Here is a 19,709-nt window from a genome sequence, read left to right as displayed (position 1 = left end):
ATAAGGATGTACCCGGGACACACCGGGCAAACTAAAAAGAAACATTATCAGGAGGTCAAATAATTATGAAAAAAATCACTTCCGTTCTACTCGCTAGTGCTTTGCTGGGGGCTGCACTTGCAGGCTGCGGCGGTAACAACAATGCAAAAACCGAGAATACAGGCAATGCTGCAAAAGCAACTAACAGTGCAAACTCCGGTGCTGCTGGTGAGACTCCAAAAGTCGGCGTGGCCATCTACAAATTTGATGATACATTCATGACTGGTGTCCGCAACGCAATCGACACAGCTGCCAAAGGCATCGCTACTGTAGACATCGTAGACAGCCAGAACTCACAGCCTACACAGAATGACAAGGTGGACCTGTTCATCACCAAAAAATACGACGGCATGCTGATCAACCCGGTTGACCGTACAGCAGCAGGCGTAATCATCGATAAAGCCAAAACAGCAGACATTCCGGTAGTGTTCCTGAACCGTGAACCTCTTCCTGAAGATATGAAGAAATGGGACAAAGTATACTACGTTGGCGCTAAGGCTGAAGAGTCCGGCACCATGTCCGGCCAGCTGATTGTAGACTACTGGAAGGCTCATCCGGAAGCTGACAAGAACAAAGACGGCGTGCTCCAATATGTAATGCTGAAAGGCGAACCTGGACACCAGGATGCTGAGCTTCGTACAACCTACTCCATCCAGGCCATTGAAGATGCAGGCATCAAGGTAGAGAAACTGGCTGAAGATACTGCAATGTGGGATCGTGTAAAAGGACAAGAAAAAATGGCTGCCTTCCTCGGCTCCCATGGTGACAAGATTGAAGCCGTTCTTGCCAACAACGATGATATGGCCCTCGGTGCGATCGAAGCTCTGAAAGCTGCCGGTTACTTCACTGGCGACAAGTATATGCCGGTTGTAGGTGTAGATGCGACTGCACCAGCAGTTCAAGCCCTGCAAGACGGAACCATGCTCGGTACAGTGTTGAATGATGCCAACAACCAAGGTAAAGCTGCAATTACACTGGCTGCATTGCTGGCTAAAGGCGAAACACCTACCAAAGAAAATGTAGGCTTTGATATCACAGACAATCAATATGTATGGATTTCCTACAAAAAAATCACTAAAGACAATGTAGCTGACGCTAAATAAAGCTTGATACAAATAAATCCGGGGAGTGTTTATTTGCTCCCCGGAATTCCTTTCGGGTAGGGAGCAGGATGGAACCGCTGTGCCTCTCATGGAAAAAGAAAAAAAGCGTAGGGGGCGTAACAACATGGCAAAAACTGAATTTTTGCTGGAAATGAACAATATTACCAAAGAATTTCCCGGCGTTAAGGCGCTGGACGGCGTGAGCCTAAAGGTTCGACCGGGTTCGGTCCATGCACTGATGGGCGAGAACGGTGCGGGCAAGTCCACACTCATGAAATGTTTGTTTGGGATCTATTCGCCGGATGCCGGTGAGATTTACCTGGATGGTGAAAAGGCTAATATCACGAACTCCAATGATGCTTTGGGTCTCGGAATCTCTATGATACATCAGGAGCTGCATCCTGTGCCGTTCCGCAATGTAATGGAGAATATCTGGCTGGGGCGTTTTCCGACAAAAGGGTTCGGACCGATTCAGTTCATTGACCACAAGAAAATGTTTACGGATACTGAGAATCTTTTCAAGGATTTGGATATCGATCTGAATCCCGAGACCCTTGTAGGCAAATTGTCTGTATCCAAAATCCAATCTATCGAAATCGCCAAAGCCGTCTCTTTTCATTCACGCGTTATCGTTATGGATGAACCTACCTCCTCGTTGACCAGTGTGGAAGTGGAGCATTTATTCCGGATTATCCGGGATCTGCAAAAAAGAGGCGTAGCCATTATTTATATATCCCACAAAATGGAAGAAATCCTCGAGATTTCTGACGAAGTGACGATCATGCGTGACGGCAAAAAAATCGGAACCTGGCCTTCGGCAGAGCTGACAACGGATCTGATTATTTCCAGAATGGTCGGCCGTGATCTCACGAACCGGTTTCCTGAACGCACCAACGTTCCCGGTGAAGTTTTCCTGAAGGTGGAGGGGCTTACATCCCCTGAACCGAGATCGTTCAAGGATGTATCCTTCGAGCTCAGACGCGGTGAGATTCTGGGGGTCGGCGGATTGGTCGGCGCACAGCGTACGGAGGTTATAGAGGCCTTGTTCGGACTCCGTGCAATAAAATCCGGAAGCATCTCCATTGCTGGCAAAAAGGTTAATATTCAGTCGCCGCAGGATGCCAAAAAACACGGGCTGGCGCTGCTTACCGAAGAACGGCGTGTAACGGGGATTTTCCCAGTGTTGTCCGTTCACGAGAATGGGGCTATTGCCAATCTGGACCGTTATCAGACGCCTTATCTGCTGCTTGACGGAAAAAAGAAAAAAGTTGAAGTTGATAAGATGATTGAAAAGCTGCGCACCAAGACACCAACCACCAAAACACAGATCATGAATTTGTCTGGCGGTAACCAGCAAAAGGTTCTGCTGGCCAGATGGCTGTTAACCGAGCCTGAAGTGCTGCTGCTGGATGAACCAACCCGCGGAATTGATGTCGGGGCCAAATTCGAGATTTATTCAATCATTGCCGATTTGGCGAAGCAGGGCAAAAGCATCATCATGATCTCATCGGAAATGCCAGAGCTGCTCGGGATGTCCGACCGTGTAATGGTCATGTCGGAAGGCAAGCTTACAGGAATACTAGAAGGCGAGCAGGCTACGGAAACCGAAGTTATGCGTCTCGCTGCACAGCATTAAGGGGGAAACTACTAATGAACGTTAAAAAAGCGCAATCCTTTGTCACTCAAAACGCGATCTATATCGTACTCGTCCTGCTGATTATGGGTATTATCATCTATGAGCCAAGCTTCATGTCTGTCAATACTCTGCGTGATGTACTGATTCAATCATCCACACGCGTTATTATTGCCCTGGGTGTGGCATTTATACTGATCACGGCCGGAACGGACTTGTCCGCAGGCCGGGTTGTAGGATTCACGGCGGTTATCTCTGCTTCTATGCTGCAGATACCTGATTATTCACGCCGGTTCTTCCCTGATCTGCCGCAAGTGCAGGTATGGCTTCCTATCCTGATCGCTATCGTTGCCGGTCTCCTCTGTGGTCTCGTGAACGGGATTATTGTCTCCAAGCTAAATGTTCCACCATTCATCGCTACACTGGGTACGATGTTGATTGTATACGGTTTGAACTCTCTGTACTTTGATATGGACCCGAACCAATCGCAGCCGATCGGCGGTCTGCGTCCTGACTTCACCAAAATAGGCTCCGGCTTTATTGGTAGCGGGAAGTACTCTCTACCGTATATCGTAATCATAGCCTTGATAGTCGCCGCCATTGTCTGGGTGCTGTTCAACAAAACCAAGCTTGGCAAAAACATGTACGCTATCGGCGGCAACATGCAGGCTGCTAAGGTATCCGGGATCAACGTATCCAAGAACCTGATCTACATCTACGCTATCGCGGGTGCCCTGTACGGTCTGGCTGGTGTGCTTGAGGCTGCCAGAACAGGCGGCGCAACCAACAACTATGGTAACATGTACGAGCTTGACGCTATCGCAGCTTGCGTAGTCGGCGGCGTATCCACAACAGGCGGTATCGGTACGGTACCGGGCGTTCTGGTCGGTGTTATTATCTTCACCCTGATCAACTACGGTCTGACTTTTATCGGCATCAGCCCTTACTACCAATTGATTATCAAAGGTCTCATCATCATCGCGGCTGTATCGTTTGATATGCGGAAATATTCGTCGAAGAAATAAGCGAAACAACAACAATAACTACTTGAGGTGATTGGGCGTTGCTCCTGTGAGTGTTTGGGCTTCCGATCGCTGTTATCCTCTGATTTCCTGATTCGAACCGCTGTCAGCGGTAGAAATCCGAGGATAAAGGCGAACACTTCGTTTCTTCAGCTCCAAACCTCCCCTCCGCCACTTGCATCACCTTAGGTAGTTCCCCTCCCTGCTTCGCGAGGGGGGCGGCAGAAAAAAGCGTTTGCTGAGTAACCGGCAAACGCTTTTTGGTATTTAAGAAGGTACAAGATTACTTTGAAGATGAATTAGGAATACGGTTGCTGTTGAGTGGAGACCAGTTTGCTCTCATCTGGAACTTCGATATCCTTTGGAACAACCGTATGCGGACTCGCATGTACAGTGGTGGGAGAGGACAGGGACTTGCCGCCGATGTTGTCAGGTTAGTAGATTTGGGTATAGTAGACTAATTATTGACATGAAAAAAGCCGCCCTATTTATGGCGGCTGTCGGAGGGCAAGATTTTGTCTAGCAAGATTTCAAATAAACCTTATAGCATACATCATGAGCAACCAAGCTTTGTGTAGTGGGACTTGCGTCATAATTATAATCAGCCGGGTCTGTTTTAAAACCATACAGAACATTAGTCACAAGGTAAGATTTATAATTCCATAAAAGCATTTCTCCTACTCTTGGGACAAAAGGCAAGGCAACCAAGTCAGAATACTCAACGCGGTTTCCAGGATCATCATTTAATACAATTGCCAATTCGACAACTTTCAATTCCTCACCTCTAAAATAGAATAATTCTTTAGAAGATAACTACTATTCTCGGACCTGCAAAGCAAGATGAGGTTCAGGATCAGTATAAATTTGAGCGACTGCGCCGAGAGAATAGGTCCCTATTATACCGTTAGTCTATGAGCGGTATAATTAGCGCATCCTGAACATCAAAGAGAAAATCAGCATCTAAAGAAAATTTTACCTGACATAATCATGAATAACAACTCTACATAATATCCCTTTTAGAGCAAAGGCTCATCCGATTCTAATAAACGTAAAATTGTCTTCGCTTTAATCACAGGGACTAATTATTAATTGGAACGATAGTTCAAGCAAACAGCGGCAGACCGGGACTTTCTCGTCCATGGCAGCCACTGTACCTATAATCGATGTCAGTCTTGTGACCTGATCTATACGATTTCCTCAATCCCTATATGCGAATAAGAAGCGAAGTCGAACAGACCCCGGTCTGTCAGCTTGAGCGCGGGAATAACCGGCAGGGCCAGAAAGGAAAGGGTCAGGAACGGATTGAAGTGATCCGGGGCACCGATCTCGCGCAGGGCGGCGTATAGCTGCTTCATCTCGGTATAGACCTGTTCATAGCTCTGCTCGGACAGCAGTCCTGCCACCGGAAGCGGCAGAGAGGCTAGAATTGTGCCGCCGGATACTACAGTCAGCCCGCCATTCATGGCTTCGATGTGGCGGATGGCGGTAAGCAGCTCCTGATCGGAGACACCAGCGGCGATGATGTTATGCGAATCATGGGCTACGCTTGCGGCGATGGCACCTTTGGAGAACTGGAAACCTTTTACGATACCCAGACCGATGTTCCCGGTACGGTTATGCCTTTCCACGACAGCCAGTTTGAGCTGATCCTGCTCGATCGAAGGGGCAAAGCAGCCATTCTGTACCTGAACCTGCTCATGGAGATGACGGGTTACAATGGAATTCGGAATAATCCCGATCACATTGCAGTTGCCAGATTGCAGAGGGATTGCCAAATCCCCGATCTCCATATCGGCCAGGCGGCAGCTCTCGGCGATTGAATGTTGAACCTCGGCTCCTTGATTCACTGTGAACACTCCCGGAACCAGCGTTCCATCGTCAACAACACATTCACCGTGCTTAAAGACCTGAGTGATGGAGAGTGAATTCAGATCGTCCAGCACCACCAGATCCGCTCGGTATCCCGGCCCAATGGCTCCCCTGTCCTGAAGCCCGAAGCATTCTGCTGTGTTCAGCGTTGCCATTTGGATGGCTGTGATGGGATCAAGACCTTTGCTGATGGCGAGCCGGATGTTGTGGTCCACGCTGCCTTCTTCCAGCAGATCATCGATTAATTTATCGTCGGTAACGAAAAGGCAGCGTCTGGCATTCTTTGCCGTGACGGCAGGTAGAAGGGCCTCCAGGTCCTTGGCGGCGGTTCCTTCACGGATCATGAGATACAGGCCCAGGTCAAGGCGCTGCCTGGCCTCCTCCGCATTGACGCATTCATGATCTGTCCGGATGCCTGCAGAACGGAAGATATTCAGATCTTCCCGGCTAATCCCGGCTGCATGCCCGTCGATCTGTTTCCCATGGTCCAGTGCACCGGCCAGTTTATCCAGCATCGCTGGTTCAGGTCCAGCCAGGGCGGGGAAATCCATCACTTCTGCGAGTCCCAGAACCATGGGGTCCGCATACAAAGGATTGAGGTCAGCGGCCTCTAATTGGGCAGCACAGCTCTCAAACTTTGTTGCCGGCACACAGGAGGGAAGCATGACGTAAATATCCACCGGCAGGTCCCTGGAGCGCTCCAGCATGTAATTAATGCCCTCTACCCCGGATACGCTGCCGATTTCATGAGGATCGGTGACTACTGCCGTTACTCCATGCTGAAGCACGACCTTGGCGAACTCCTTGGGCGTGAGCATAGAACTCTCAATGTGTACATGCCCGTCGATCAGGCCGGGAATAATCCATTTACCGGCCGCATCTGCCGTACGTTTGCCTTCATACGAGCCAATGCCTGCGATATATCCATCCACAATCGCAATATCGCCCTCCATAAGCTCACCAGTGAATACATTGACTATGGTTCCGCCTTTGATTACGAGATCCGCCGGGATTTGCTTGCCTGCCACCTGAATACGTCTGGAGAGCAAGGACTTCGTACTGTAGCTCATAGAATTCACTCCCTTTTCTGAATATAAGGTACGCCAAAAATCCTGATCGCAAAAAAATGCACACCGGCATTTTTTTGTAATCAGGATTTTACGGTTCCTGGTAGAGACCCTCGGCCCATATCGCCGAAGTTATACAACAATGTTATGTCTATAGTATGCGAGGACGCTATGATTTTCAAGATCACACCACATGTCATATAGAATGTGCCTGGTTAGGCACATTAATCCGCCCCAGCCCATATCCTGTAATCATAAGGTTTGGGCAAAGGGGAGCGAATGGATGCTGAGGATCAAATTGAATGAGCTGGGAGCAGTCGGGGACAACAGCCTTATCCAGACAGAAGTATGGCGGTGGGACGGAATCGGCTGGAACGAGTGTATCTCCCGGCAGGAAGAGGATTTCATCCTTGCGGATGAAGATGTGTTCGTAACGATCCCTGCAGTAGAGGGTTTATACCGGGTAGACTATATCCGCCAACCTCTAGAACAGCAGTGGGTTCATCCAGAAGCAGAGGAGCATACACTGCGGGCAGATCTGCTGCATCCTGCGCCTTTCAAGCTGAGAGAGGGCACGCTCTGGGGCTATATAAATAATGAGGGCCGTACAGTCATCGAGCCCAGATACGATTATGCCGAGGAATTTCAGCCGAACGGGCTGGCTATCGTGCAGCGTAAGAACGGCAGCGGGCTGATCGACAGCACCGGCAAGGAAAAGGTAAAGCCCGTCTATTCCTTTATTGCCCCCTTTTCCGAAGGCCGGGCGGTAGTCTCCGATGCAAAAGGGTATACCCTGATTGATGAAAAAGGCAAAGAGGTAACCTCTGCACGGGCCGACTATTTGAATTCTCTGCATGAAGGACGGGCGCTTTTTTCCAGACAGAGCAACACTGGCACTGCCAAATATGGCTACTGGGATGCGCAGGGGAAAGAAGTTCTTCCAGCCGTCTATGAGGATGCTGGCGATTTCAATGGCGGAACTGCACTTGTCAAAATGAAAGACGGAGAGTTCGCGCTGATCGATCTGCAGGGAACTGTATTACATTCGTATCACTATCCGTTTGTCGGGTATCCGGGAGACGGACTGCTCCCCTTCCAGGGGGAAGTCAACGGCAAATACGGCTATCTCCGCACGGATGGAACTATAGCCATACAGCCGCAATTTACCGCTGCCCTTCCTTTTTCCGGGGGAAGAGCGGTCATCAATACAGCTGCGGATTACGGCAATGCCTACGGCCTGATAGATGCGAAGGGACAACAGATCATCCCTGCCACTTATTATGTAGTGCTGCAGCTTGGCGAGGATCGCGTTGCACTTGGAACCCCGCTGGACGCTGCCCGGCCTTACATCGGGTCTCGTTATGTTATCGCAGATGCGGTAACTGGCAGGATTCTCAGTAATCATCCTCTGCTCGGTGTGAACAATTATCAGAATGGCCTGGCGTCTGTATATGATGACAAGGAGACCTATTTTATAGATAAAAGCGGCAAAAAAGCCGCCCAGCCCCCTGTTATCCCTGGTGCCGGCACTTTGTCATTCAGCGGCAGTCTGATCCGGGCGGATGTCGATCTTCGCACGTCTTATTATGACCGCCGGGGCAAACAGGTATGGAGACAAAACAGTGTGATTCCGCTCCGGCCGCCATATTCCGTATTGGAGAAAAAATATAAGCCGAATAAAGACTATCTGGTCTATTATCCGGTGGTGGAAGGCATCGCAATTACGGATGTGTCCAGAGCTGTGAACGACAAGCTGCGCAGCCTATCTCTGGCCGAGGGGGCAGGTACAGGCGGCGCATCTCAAGATTTCAGCTATACCGGTGATTTTAACGTGTCCTTCTTCCGTAAAAATCTCCTGGTTCTGGAGCTGAACGGTTATCGCTTCCCATTCGGAGCGGCACACGGGATGCCAACAAAAATCTATACGCATATTAATCTGCGGAATGGTAAATTTTACAAGCTGGGTGATTTGTTCAAGCCTGGCAGCAAATATGTGCAGAAGCTAAGTGATATTGTCGGCAAGCAGATTGCGAACGATCCCCAGTATTCTTATGTATTTCCCGATACCTATAAGGGCATTACCGCTGACCAGCCGTTTTATGTGGATGAGGAGGCACTTTATCTCTATTTTGCCCCATATGAGATTGCTCCTTATGCTGCTGGATTCCCTACATTCCGTATTCCTTATGCAGAGATTATGGGCCTCATCTCAACCGAGGGGGAATTCTGGCAGTCTTATCATTAAGAGGGACTCTGCCCCGTTCCAATATATAATGAAAGAAAATTAAATTTAAAGTATCTGCGGCCGTTCCGGGAGGAACGGCTGAGCCATATCCACTGGGTGCTTAGGCTAATCAGGCGCTAAATGGGACAAGCAGTGCTGGAATCTATTATTATCCAGAATTTAGAAGCGCACGGCAAATAGATTTATGTTACAATGACTGAGGAACAAATTACAATTTTGTAACATATGATTCAAATGGCTTTTGGCGGAAGACAACCTTACAACAAGAACAGAACAAGGAGATGGCAGAATGAAGAGCAAGACTTTAAGAGCAGTAATTGGTGGAAGTGTAGCGGCTGTTATGGCGCTTAGCCTCACTCTTCCATTACAAGCAAATGCAGCCTCACAAACTCAGACAGTCACCATAAAGACCACTAACTTCGCACAATTCATGGATTACCTTGAACAATACGGCGCTAACGGATGGTTATTTGACGGTTCCACCATAACGATCACGAAGCTTCAGCCTGTGCCTGCTAAGCCGGCAGCGGCTGCTCCATCAGCTACAGCAAAGCCTGCTGTTACACCAGCACCCGCGGTTCAGCCTGTAAAGCCAGCGGTGACACCAGCGCCAACAGCAAAACCCGTAGCAACGCCTGCACCAACAGCTTCACCTGTGGCAACAGCCAAACCTGTAGCAACAGCGGCACCTGCAGTTGCAACTACAACCGGTACGGCTGCATTCACTCAGCAGATTGTAACACTAGTCAATAAGGAACGCGCAGCAGCCGGACTTTCGCCTGTAACCGCATTGGCGAGCCTTAACAAAGTAGCAGCAGCCAAAGCCACAGACATGCGTTCGAACCAATACTTTTCCCACACGTCTCCTACGTACGGATCACCTTTTGACATGATGTCTTCTTTTGGGGTGAGCTACCAGTATGCAGGTGAAAACATCGCCATGGGACAGAAAACACCTCAGGAAGTCATGACTGCCTGGATGAACAGTACCGGACACCGGGCTAACATTCTAAGTGCCAATTTCAATTATATTGGCGTTGGTTACGACAATAACTACTGGGTACAAGAATTCATCGGCAAATAAACAACAACCCTTGCATGGTGTAACCGTTATTCATTCTCTCTTATGAAGAACTGCGGCGCCTGCAGCAGTATACCGTTCTCCGGATCAGCCGGGGAGCGGTTTTTATTTGCAAATTGTACATAGAAGAATTATGTTTATCTACATAGTTAAGAAGTTTGTAAAATGTGGAACAATACAGAATAGAACGGCATACGGAGGGATAGCATTGAACGATTCCAGATGGACCTGGCGGGCAGTCAGCCTGATTTCCATAGCAGCTACCATTCTTTTAATCGTCGGGTTTGTATATGCGGTAAAAGATGTTCTGTATCCGAAAGGAGAGGCCACGCTGACCGTTCTCCCGGAACAGACCGCTGCCCCGGCCTCATCAGCCGGAGAAGCCATCCGAATAGTAGCATTAGGCGATTCCCTGGCTAAGGGAACAGGAGACAATGAAGGCAGCGGCTACGTGAAGCGTACGTTAGACGGGTTAACAGCAAAAGGAAGTAAGACGAATCTGATCGGCAACATGGGGATCAACGGTTTGACAACAGCAGGACTCTTGAGCAAGCTGGATCAGGAGGGTGTGAAGTATACGCTTCGCCAGTCTAACGTGATTCTGGTGTCTATTGGCGGGAATGACCTTTTCAGGGGATCTGATCTTTTGGGAAGCGGAAGTGAAGGCCAGCAAATTGCAACACCGGATACGGAAAGTCCGGAAATTGGAAGCATGGATACTGATGCTGATGCAAGTGCAGATGTTGGTATCGCAGATGGAGCTAAAGAATTAACTCCTGCCTCCCTGCTGGCAGCCTTGCCTGAAGCAGCTAAAAGGCTTAATACCATTCTCGAACGCATTACACAGATTAATCCTGAGGCGCAGATCTATTATCTGGGGCTTTATAATCCTTTTGGAGATGTTCCTGAACTGCTGGTGCCCGGGAATCAGGCGGTGACTGCCTGGAATAATGCCGCAATGGATATTATTAATAAGCACTCTAACATGACTCTTGTGCCGACCTTTGATTTATTCAACCGGCACTTGGATAAGTACCTGTCAAGCGATCATTTTCATCCGAATGGTGACGGTTACCAGCGGATAAGCGAGCGGGTTGTGCAGGCAGTGCGTTAAGCCTGGTCATTAGTAAACAGGACTAATAAGTCAGCTGAAGGGAGCTGCGAGAAGAATGACAACAGACCCAAGAGACGGCTCCGGAACGGTAGTGCTGTCTGTCAACGGTGTCCGCAAAAAGATAGGGCGTAAATGGATTATTGATGACGTAACCTTTGACGTGCGCGAAGGTGAAATATTTGGTTTTCTCGGTCCGAACGGAGCCGGCAAAACAACAACCATCCGCATGCTGGTAGATTTGATCCGGCCAAGCGAAGGGCAAATTACCGTGTGCGGCTACAATGTGAACCGTGAACCTGAAAAAGCATTACAATATGTCGGCTCCATTGTGGAGAATCCGGAGGTATATACCTACCTGACCGGATGGGAGAACCTGCAGCATTTTGCCCGGATGCAGCCGGGAGTGGGTAAGGACCGTATCGCTGAGGTAGTAGATATCGTCCGGCTGGACCAGAGGATACATGACAAGGTAAGCACGTATTCACTGGGCATGCGCCAGCGCCTGGGGATAGCCCAGGCCCTTCTGGGACGTCCCCGGCTTCTAATCCTGGACGAGCCAACGAACGGGCTGGATCCCAAAGGGATCAAGGAGCTTCGTGAATTTATCCGCCGCCTGGCCGATGAAGGTCTAGCTGTATTTGTCTCCAGCCACCTGCTGAGCGAAATTCAGCTGCTCTGTGACCGGGTGGCCATTATCAGCAAAGGACGTGTGCTCGCCGTAGGCGGAGTGGATGATCTGGTTGCCCAGAGTTCACCATATGTGCTGTGGGAACTGGAGCCGCTAAGCAGAGCAAGAGAGGTCCTTGGCGGCCGTCCGGATATTTCACTCATGGAGATGGATGAAGTGACTCTGGATGATTCCATTATTGCCGGGATGGGTGCGAATTCTCTGATCACCTTGATGGAGGAGGATTTGATTCCGGAGATTGTAGCCGTACTGGTTACAGATGAGGTGGAAGTAAGAGCCGTGCATAAAATCAACCCCACACTGGAACAGCTATTCTTGAAGCTAACGGAAGGTGAGACTATTGACTAGCCTGATGCCGCTCATCCGTAATGAGTGCCTGAAGATTATTAAAAAGAAACGTTTCTATATTATTTTGCTCATTCTGCTTGTGCTGGTGCCTATGTTTACATACGCGCAGATGCGGATTGCCGAGCGCAGCCGGGATAAGTTCAACTCGGACTGGAGGCTTGAGATTCAGCAGCAGATCATAGACAATCAGAATTCACTCGGCAGTGACCGGATCCCCGAGGAATGGAAGTCTTACCGGAAAATTTTTGTCCAGCAGCTGCAATATTATCTGGATCATGATGTGAATCCGAATGAGCCCAGCGGAGTAACCTTCACCCGTGAGTTTCTGGACAATTCGGTAACCTTGTTTATTCCACTCCTGATCATGGCTGTAGCCTCCGATCTGGTCTCTGGAGAACGCACCACAGGTACCATCAAAATGCTGCTGACCCGCCCGGTAAAACGCTGGAAGGTGCTGTTCAGTAAAATGGCGGCACTGCTGATGTTTGTCTCGCTGATTGTGCTCTCGACTTTTCTGATCAGCTATCTGGTGTCGGGTCTGGCTTTTGGCTATAAAGGATTTAATGTCCCTGTCTTTACAGGTTTTCAGCTGAATGGAGATACAGTCAATATGTCTACCGTGCATGCGGTGCCGCAATGGAAATATATACTGATGCAGGGCGGACTGATCTGGTTCGTGAGTGTAGTTGTTGCGCTTCTGGCATTCATGGTATCAGTGCTCGTACGCAGCACAGCCGCAAGTATTGTTGTGATGATGGCGGCGCTGATTGCCGGCACTATATTGACAAATATGGCTTCAGCCTGGACTACGGCAAAATATTTATTCATGGTCAACCTGGGCCTGACCGGCTATTTGTCCGGATCGCCCGCCCCTATTGAGGGGATGACACTATCTTTTTCTATGGGTGTACTGGCCGTTTGGGGAATTCTTTCGGTGATCATTTCATTCACCGTCTTTACGAAACGGGATATTTTGAATTAGAATGTACAAAGTGAACGAAAACGTTTGTTTGCATTTCGCAGATAGAGAAAGAAGGAGGAGCATGAATGCTCGAACAGATCGATATGTTTGCAAAAGTCTCTAAGACCGGCGATACCGCCCGGACTGGATACGATGCTGACGACATTCAGGTGCTCGAAGGTCTGGTTGCAGTACGCAAACGGCCCGGCATGTATATCGGCAGTACGAGTTCCTCGGGACTGCACCATCTGGTATGGGAAATAGTAGATAACGCCGTAGATGAGCATTTGGCCAAGTTTTGCTCCAAAATCGATATTACACTTCGCAAGGACGGTTCGGTGACCGTACTCGACAATGGACGCGGAATACCGACCGGCATGCACAAGACAGGAGTGCCTACACCGCAGGTGGTTTTTACTATTCTGCACGCGGGGGGCAAGTTCGGAGGCTCTGGCTACAAGAAATCCGGCGGTCTGCACGGCGTGGGAGCTTCGGTGACCAATGCTTTGTCCGAGTGGCTGGAAGTAGAAATATACCGGGATGGCAAGATTCACCGGCAGCGGTTTGAATATTGGGTGGACAAAAAGGGCAAAGAGCATGTCGGTGAGCCCGTGACCGGACTTGAGGTTATGGGAAATACGAATAAGACCGGATCGAAGATCACCTTCAAGCCGGATATTCGTGTCTTTCCGAACGGAATTGCCCTGAACTATGACACACTGGCGGAACGAGTACAGGAGATCGCGTTTCTGAACTCCGGCCTGCGCATTAATCTGACAGATGAGCGGAGCGGCCGGCAGGATGAATACTTTTATGAAGGCGGAGCGAGCCAATTCGTACAGTTCCTCAACGAGGGCAAGGATGTATTGCATGATGTGATCCATTTCAGCTCGGAAAAGGATGATATTGAGGTTGAGATTGCCCTGCAATACAATGCCGGATATACAGAAACGATTGCTTCCTTCGTGAACTCCATTCCTACCCGCAGCGGTGGCACGCATGAGACAGGCTTCAAGACAGCCTATACCCGTGTTCTGAATGATTATGCCCGCCGTACACAGCTGCTCAAGGAAAAGGACAAGAACCTAGAGGGTAATGATCTGCGCGAAGGCATGATGGCCGTGATCAGCGTTAAGATGTCCGAGGTAGAGTTCGTCGGCCAGACGAAGGACCAGCTCGGTAGCGCATCGGCCCGAAGTGCTGTCGATTATATTGTATCCGAGAATATGGCGCGTTTTCTGGAAGAAAACCCGCAGGTGGCACAGAGCCTCCTGAAGAAGTCGATTCAGGCCTCCAAAGCACGGGAAGCTGCGCGTAAGGCCCGCGATGAAATCCGCAGCGGCAAGAAACGCAGTGAAAGCTCGAACCTGGGTGGCAAACTGTCGCCTGCACAGTCCAAGGATGTAACGCGTACAGAATTGTTCATCGTCGAAGGCGATTCTGCCGGTGGTTCAGCCAAACAGGGACGGGATTCCAAGATTCAGGCGATCCTGCCTTTGAAAGGGAAACCGATGAATTCTGAGAAAGCCAAGCTGCTGGATGTGCTCAAGAACGACGAATTCAAGGCTATCATCTCCACCATCGGTGCAGGAATCGGGCCGGAATTTGCCGTAGAAGACAGCAATTATTCCAAGATTATTATCATGACCGATGCTGATACTGACGGGGCGCATATACAGGTCCTGTTGCTGACCTTTTTCTACCGTTATATGAAGCCGCTGATTGATGCCGGCAAAGTCTTTATTGCTCAGCCGCCGCTGTACAAGCTTACGCGCAAATCGGGTAAGCTGGAGACGGTACGTTATGCCTGGAGCGACGAGGAGCTGGCGAACTACCTGAAGGAATTTGGTAAGAACTTCGAGCTGCAGCGCTACAAAGGACTTGGCGAGATGAACCCGGATCAGCTGTGGGAAACCACGATGAATCCGGACTCACGCAATCTGCTTCAAGTGCAGATCGAGGATGCCGCCAAGGCAGAGCGCCGCGTATCCACGCTGATGGGTGACAAGGTCGACCCGCGTAAGCGCTGGATCGTGGAGAATGTCGATTTCACGGAGATAGAGGAATAGCAGAAATTTCTGTCGGAATTGAACGTATCTCTGTAATTTGTCCGTCCCGCGTTATTTAGCGGCAGGATATCTACGAGGTAGGTAAATGTATAGCGGTAAGTGACGATTACTTCCGCTGTTTTTAATTTTTTGGTGATCCTTTTATGCGAAGCAAAAAGGAGAATTCTCTGGTTTTGCCGCCAGGTTCTACAGAATAAAGCGAAGCTTATGGAGTGGAAAGTAACGAAGGGGAAGTTTGGAACTGTAGGAGCGGAGCATCCGCCTTTATGTTTGGATTTCTACCGCTAATAACGGTTAAAATCCGGAAATCCAAACATAACAGAGGCCGGAAGTCCAAACATTCCCCGCAGTTACGCCGGACACCAATCAGCATAGTCTTTTTCTATTGAACATTATTGGCAACAAACCTCGAAGAATTTCCCTTCAGCTAGGTGGTAAGGTATCACCAATATTTAAAACGCGGACAGATTTGAGGAACAGAAGGTGAACGAATGAGCAGTTTATCAGAACAGTTTTTGCCGGCTTTTCTGGAAGAGGTCGTCGGTGACCGCTTTGGCCGGTATTCCAAATATATCATTCAGGACCGGGCGATTCCGGATGTACGCGATGGGCTGAAGCCGGTGCAGCGCCGGATTCTGTATGCGATGTATGATTCGGGTAACACCCCGGACAAGCCATACCGCAAGTCCGCCAAAACAGTCGGGGATGTGATGGGGAATTATCATCCGCATGGAGACTCATCCATCTACGAAGGTATGGTACGGATGGCGCAGCCCTGGAAATTAGGTCATGTGCTTATAGACGGACACGGCAACTGGGGTTCGATGGATGATGATCCCGCGGCAGCGATGCGTTATACAGAAGCGCGGCTGTCACCGATCGCGATGGAGATGATGCGCGATATCGAGAAACGCACGGTGCTGTTCAAGGACAATTTCGATAACACAGCCAAGGAGCCGGTGGTGGTACCCTCCCGTTATCCGAATCTGCTGGTCAATGGGACCAGTGGCATTTCGGCTGGCTTTGCGACAGAAATTCCTCCGCATAATCTGCGTGAGGTGATCGACGCCTGCATCGCTGTCATGCAGAAGCCGGATATTGAATTGGAGGATATCATGACCTTTATCAAAGGTCCTGATTTTCCGACAGGCGGTACTATTATGGGCGGCGAAGGCATCATGGATGCTTACCGCACAGGCAAAGGGCGCATTTATTTACGCTCCAAGACGGAGATTGAAACGCTTCGCGGCGGAAAACAGCAGATTGTGATCACTGAGGTGCCATTCCAGATCGTCAAATCCCGGCTGGTCACTTCCATGGAGAATATCCGGCTGGAGAAAAAGATTGAAGGTATCGCCGAAGTCCGCGATGAGAGTGGACGCGATGGCCTGCGAATCGTAGTTGAGCTTAAGAAAGAGGCGGATGCCCAGGGGATTCTTGCCTATCTGCTCAAAAAAACCGACCTGCAGATCACATATAATTTCAACATGGTTGCTATTGTTAACAAGTCTCCACAGCAGCTTGGCCTTAAAGCTATTCTGGAGGCTTATATTGCCCACCAGCGTGAGGTAGTTACCCACCGCACCCAGTTCGACCTGGAAAAGGCAGAGGACCGTGCCCACGTACTGGAAGGGCTGGTTAAAGCGCTGAATATCCTGGACGAGGTGATCGCCGCTATTAAAGCGTCGAAGAACCGCCAGGATGCCCAGAACAATCTGGTCTGGATGTTCGGATTCAGTGAAAGACAGGCGGACTCCATCCTTACCTTGCAATTGTACAGACTAACCAATCTGGAGATTCATTCCCTCCAGAAGGAGCTGGACGATATGCATGCACGGATTGCTGTACTGCAGGGTATTCTGGACAGCGACAAGAAATTGATCGCTGTTATCCGTAAAGAGCTTATCGAAATCCGCGATAAATATGGTATCGACCGCCGCTCCCTCATACAGGGTGAGGTCGAAGAGCTTAAGGTCAGTCTTGAAGTGCTTGTGAACGCTGAGGATGTCCTTGTAGCTCTTTCAGCTGACGGATATATCAAGCGTACAGGCATGCCTTCCTTCACACGTTCAGGCGGCGAACGCCACGCTTCGGGCGTGAAGGAAGGCGACCATATCATCAAGCTGATGGACCTGAATACAAGGGACAGCCTGCTTGTATTCACCCGCAAAGGGCAATATTTCCTTCTGCCCGTGCACCAGATCCCGGAGTTCAAATGGAAGGAACCCGGAACAGCGATAGTGAACGTGATTGGTCTGGCCAAAGGAGATGGAATTGTAAGCATTCTTCCTGTCGGCAATATGGAGGATCCGCAGGCTAGTCTGGTCTTCATCACCCGCAAGGGACAGGTGAAGCGAACCGAGCTCAAGGAATACTCCACCACCCGTTCAGGGGCCGTTGCGGCATGCAAAGTGGCCGATGGGGATGAGGTCATCACAGTGGCACTGAGCAGTGGTGATAAGGAGATTGTGCTGGTGACCCGGGAGGGCATGAGCATCCGTTTCCGTGAGAGCGAAGTGAACCCTATGGGGCGTGTAGCCAGTGGGGTAAGGGGAATTCAATTGCGTGAAGGTGACGAAGTGGTCTCTTGCTTCTGGGTCAGTGAAGATGAAGGTGAAATCCTGTCGGTAACCGAAATTGGTTATGCCAAACGAACCTTGCTGCTGGATTACCCGGCGCAGAGCCGCGGCGGCAAAGGGATGCCAACCTTCGAATTCAAAGAGGGCAAGCGGGTCCGTCCGAACGGCAGCAGAATCTCAGGCGCTTTTTATTGCCGCGAACCGCTTGAACTGGTGGCAATATCCCGTAGTGGAGCAACTTATTCCTTCTCCTCGGAAGCGGCGCCGCTCAGCGAACGGCGTTCGATAGGCAAGCAACTGGTCGCCATTGAGAAGAAGGACGAGATTATCAGCCTATTCCCTGCAGTTAAGTAGTAATATGTAATTTTCTTGATTTCACAAAGTTATGAAGAAATTAACGGTGTCCTGAATCCCCATTTGGAGAACAAGGACACCGTTTTATGATACATACACCATACTCTGATTCTGATTCAAAGGATGCATTTCAGTATGGCTTTGGGCTATTTATTTTTTCCTTTTGCAGGAAATGGAAGTTTTCTCGCGAAAATGTAGATATGACGACCCGAAATGAACCCATCCTTATTGATCAAGAAAGGACGGAATACGTGTGCACTCCACTGAATTCAGTAAGATCTGGCATAAAATATTAAAGGATTACAAGTTACATATGGACAGCAATCTTGCCCCTACACTTACAGACGCGCAACTTACTGTACTGGAATTACTGCAGGAGCGTGACGCGATGAAGCCTTCTGATCTTGCACCGCATCTGGCGACAAGCCCGGCAGCAGTAACGATGCTGCTGGACCGGATGGAGAAACATGGTCTGATAGTGCGGGAGCGTGATGCTGCGGACCGGCGGATTGTATGGGTGAGCATTACGGAGACGGGCAAGAAAGAGACCGAACGCGGACTTCAGATCCGCAGCGATTTTTTTGCTGAAGCGCTAGACCCGATCTCTTCTCATAACCAGCAGCTGCTGCTCTATCTGATGGGGAAGATGGCGGTGGCACCAACATCAACACCGACACCGACACCGACACCAGAGGGCTCAATGCCCTGATGCCGGCGGCGGTCTATAAGAATGTGCTATTTTCATTCTTAGAGAAATATATTCATGCATATACAAAAGCAGGCCTCCTTTAACGGATGGCCTGCTTTTGTATATGCTGTGTCCACAGATTCCACGGATGGGTCTGCGGCGGCAGTGAGATTAGTTCAACTTCTTCTTTGGTGACGGGATGCGGGAAGCCGACAAGTGCGGACCACAGAGCGATCTGCTGGCCGGGCTTGTTCACAGCAGCCCCGTATTTCTGATCACCATAAAGGGGACAGCGGATACCGCTGAGCTGAACCCGGATCTGGTGGGAACGTCCGGTGAGTAAATCGATCTTGAGCAGACTGTAACCTTCAACACTGCCGAGAACCGTATAATCCAGAATGGCTTCTTTGCCCCCGGGTGTGCCTTGGCGGACTATCGTCACCGTGTTACTCTTGGCATCCTTTAGGAGAGTGTTGACCAGACGCCCCTGCGCAGCCGGTGGCTTGCCGTGAACCACGGTCAGATAGACCTTGTGGAAACTGTGGGAGCGGACACTCTCCGACAGCCGTGAAGCGGCTTTGGAGGTCTTGGCGAAGATCATGGCTCCTCCAACCGGACGGTCTAGCCGGTGAACCAGTCCCATATATACGTTGCCCGGCTTCTGAAAGCGCTCCTTCACATCCTCTTTGAGCAGGCTGAGCAGATCAGGATCACCTGTAGCGTCTTCCTGCACCGGAATATTCACAGGCTTCACGATGCCCAGCAGATGATTGTCTTCGTACAGAATCTCGAACCGGGAGCTTCCACTACCGGATTCACTGGGTGTGCCGGGTGTCATTCCTGACATGC

The 19,709-nt window shown here is 49.9% G+C and carries 14 protein-coding genes and 1 riboswitch; of the genes, 11 read left to right on the top strand and 3 right to left on the bottom strand.

Translation table 11 applies throughout. The features are described 5' to 3' along the window. The first annotated feature begins 65 nt into the window (after nucleotides 1-65). The 3 genes from AC0MA3_RS22510 (at nucleotide 66) to mglC (ending at nucleotide 3,800) form a co-directional block, all read left to right on the top strand. Nucleotides 66-1,142 carry a galactose ABC transporter substrate-binding protein gene (locus tag AC0MA3_RS22510; protein ID WP_379150659.1) on the top strand — a complete coding sequence of 359 codons (1,077 nt, stop codon included), beginning with the start codon at nucleotides 66-68 and terminating at the stop codon, nucleotides 1,140-1,142. A gap of 124 nt (nucleotides 1,143-1,266) precedes the next feature. Beyond that, nucleotides 1,267-2,778 (top strand): sugar ABC transporter ATP-binding protein, encoded by a 1,512-nt coding sequence (locus AC0MA3_RS22505; RefSeq protein WP_379150662.1) that lies wholly within the window; start codon nucleotides 1,267-1,269, stop codon nucleotides 2,776-2,778. A 14-nt stretch (nucleotides 2,779-2,792) separates the two neighbouring features. Further along, entirely contained in the window at nucleotides 2,793-3,800 is a 1,008-nt protein-coding gene (gene mglC / locus AC0MA3_RS22500) for a galactose/methyl galactoside ABC transporter permease MglC (protein ID WP_379150665.1), read from the top strand. A 516-nt stretch (nucleotides 3,801-4,316) separates the two neighbouring features. Here the strand turns inward: mglC and AC0MA3_RS22495 are convergent. Both AC0MA3_RS22495 and ade read right to left on the bottom strand, forming a co-directional pair. After that, the gene (locus tag AC0MA3_RS22495; protein ID WP_474657864.1) at nucleotides 4,317-4,571 is read right to left on the bottom strand and encodes a hypothetical protein; all 255 of its coding nucleotides are present in this window, start codon (nucleotides 4,569-4,571) and stop codon (nucleotides 4,317-4,319) included. A gap of 410 nt (nucleotides 4,572-4,981) precedes the next feature. After that, a complete protein-coding gene (ade, locus tag AC0MA3_RS22490) occupies nucleotides 4,982-6,736 on the bottom strand; it encodes an adenine deaminase (RefSeq protein WP_474657863.1) in 1,755 nt (584 codons plus the stop codon). Between the two features lie 57 nt (nucleotides 6,737-6,793). Beyond that, a riboswitch (purine riboswitch) is annotated at nucleotides 6,794-6,893 on the bottom strand. A gap of 123 nt (nucleotides 6,894-7,016) precedes the next feature. Here ade and AC0MA3_RS22485 point away from each other — a divergent pair. From AC0MA3_RS22485 to AC0MA3_RS22450, 8 genes are all read left to right on the top strand, one after another. After that, on the top strand, nucleotides 7,017-8,978 hold the full coding sequence (locus tag AC0MA3_RS22485; RefSeq protein WP_474657862.1) for a WG repeat-containing protein: 1,962 nt from the start codon (nucleotides 7,017-7,019) through the stop codon (nucleotides 8,976-8,978). A 289-nt stretch (nucleotides 8,979-9,267) separates the two neighbouring features. After that, nucleotides 9,268-10,062: a CAP domain-containing protein gene (locus tag AC0MA3_RS22480; protein WP_474657861.1), complete on the top strand. Its 795-nt coding sequence runs from the start codon at nucleotides 9,268-9,270 to the stop codon at nucleotides 10,060-10,062. Between the two features lie 205 nt (nucleotides 10,063-10,267). Beyond that, nucleotides 10,268-11,173, top strand: coding sequence for a GDSL-type esterase/lipase family protein (locus AC0MA3_RS22475; protein WP_379150681.1), 906 nt, complete (start codon nucleotides 10,268-10,270; stop codon nucleotides 11,171-11,173). A 55-nt stretch (nucleotides 11,174-11,228) separates the two neighbouring features. Beyond that, a complete protein-coding gene (locus AC0MA3_RS22470; protein WP_474657860.1) occupies nucleotides 11,229-12,209 on the top strand; it encodes an ABC transporter ATP-binding protein in 981 nt (326 codons plus the stop codon). A 4-nt stretch (nucleotides 12,210-12,213) separates the two neighbouring features. Beyond that, entirely contained in the window at nucleotides 12,214-13,191 is a 978-nt protein-coding gene (locus tag AC0MA3_RS22465) for an ABC transporter permease (protein ID WP_379154057.1), read from the top strand. 65 nt (nucleotides 13,192-13,256) lie between these two features. Beyond that, nucleotides 13,257-15,239, top strand: coding sequence for a DNA topoisomerase IV subunit B (gene parE, locus AC0MA3_RS22460; RefSeq protein ID WP_474657859.1), 1,983 nt, complete (start codon nucleotides 13,257-13,259; stop codon nucleotides 15,237-15,239). A gap of 491 nt (nucleotides 15,240-15,730) precedes the next feature. Then, complete coding sequence (gene gyrA, locus AC0MA3_RS22455) at nucleotides 15,731-18,172, top strand: DNA gyrase subunit A (protein WP_474657858.1); 2,442 nt, start codon at nucleotides 15,731-15,733, stop codon at nucleotides 18,170-18,172. A 253-nt stretch (nucleotides 18,173-18,425) separates the two neighbouring features. Continuing rightward, the gene (locus tag AC0MA3_RS22450) at nucleotides 18,426-18,881 is read left to right on the top strand and encodes a MarR family winged helix-turn-helix transcriptional regulator (protein ID WP_474657857.1); all 456 of its coding nucleotides are present in this window, start codon (nucleotides 18,426-18,428) and stop codon (nucleotides 18,879-18,881) included. 79 nt (nucleotides 18,882-18,960) lie between these two features. Here AC0MA3_RS22450 and AC0MA3_RS22445 read toward each other — a convergent pair whose 3' ends face one another. Then, nucleotides 18,961-19,698, bottom strand: coding sequence for an RluA family pseudouridine synthase (locus AC0MA3_RS22445; RefSeq protein WP_474657872.1), 738 nt, complete (start codon nucleotides 19,696-19,698; stop codon nucleotides 18,961-18,963). Nucleotides 19,699-19,709 lie beyond the last annotated feature (11 nt).

This window comes from Paenibacillus sp. LS-5 (genome assembly GCF_056121505.1).
Note: the sequence above shows the minus strand (reverse complement) of the source record. Positions and strands in the feature narration are given on the sequence as shown.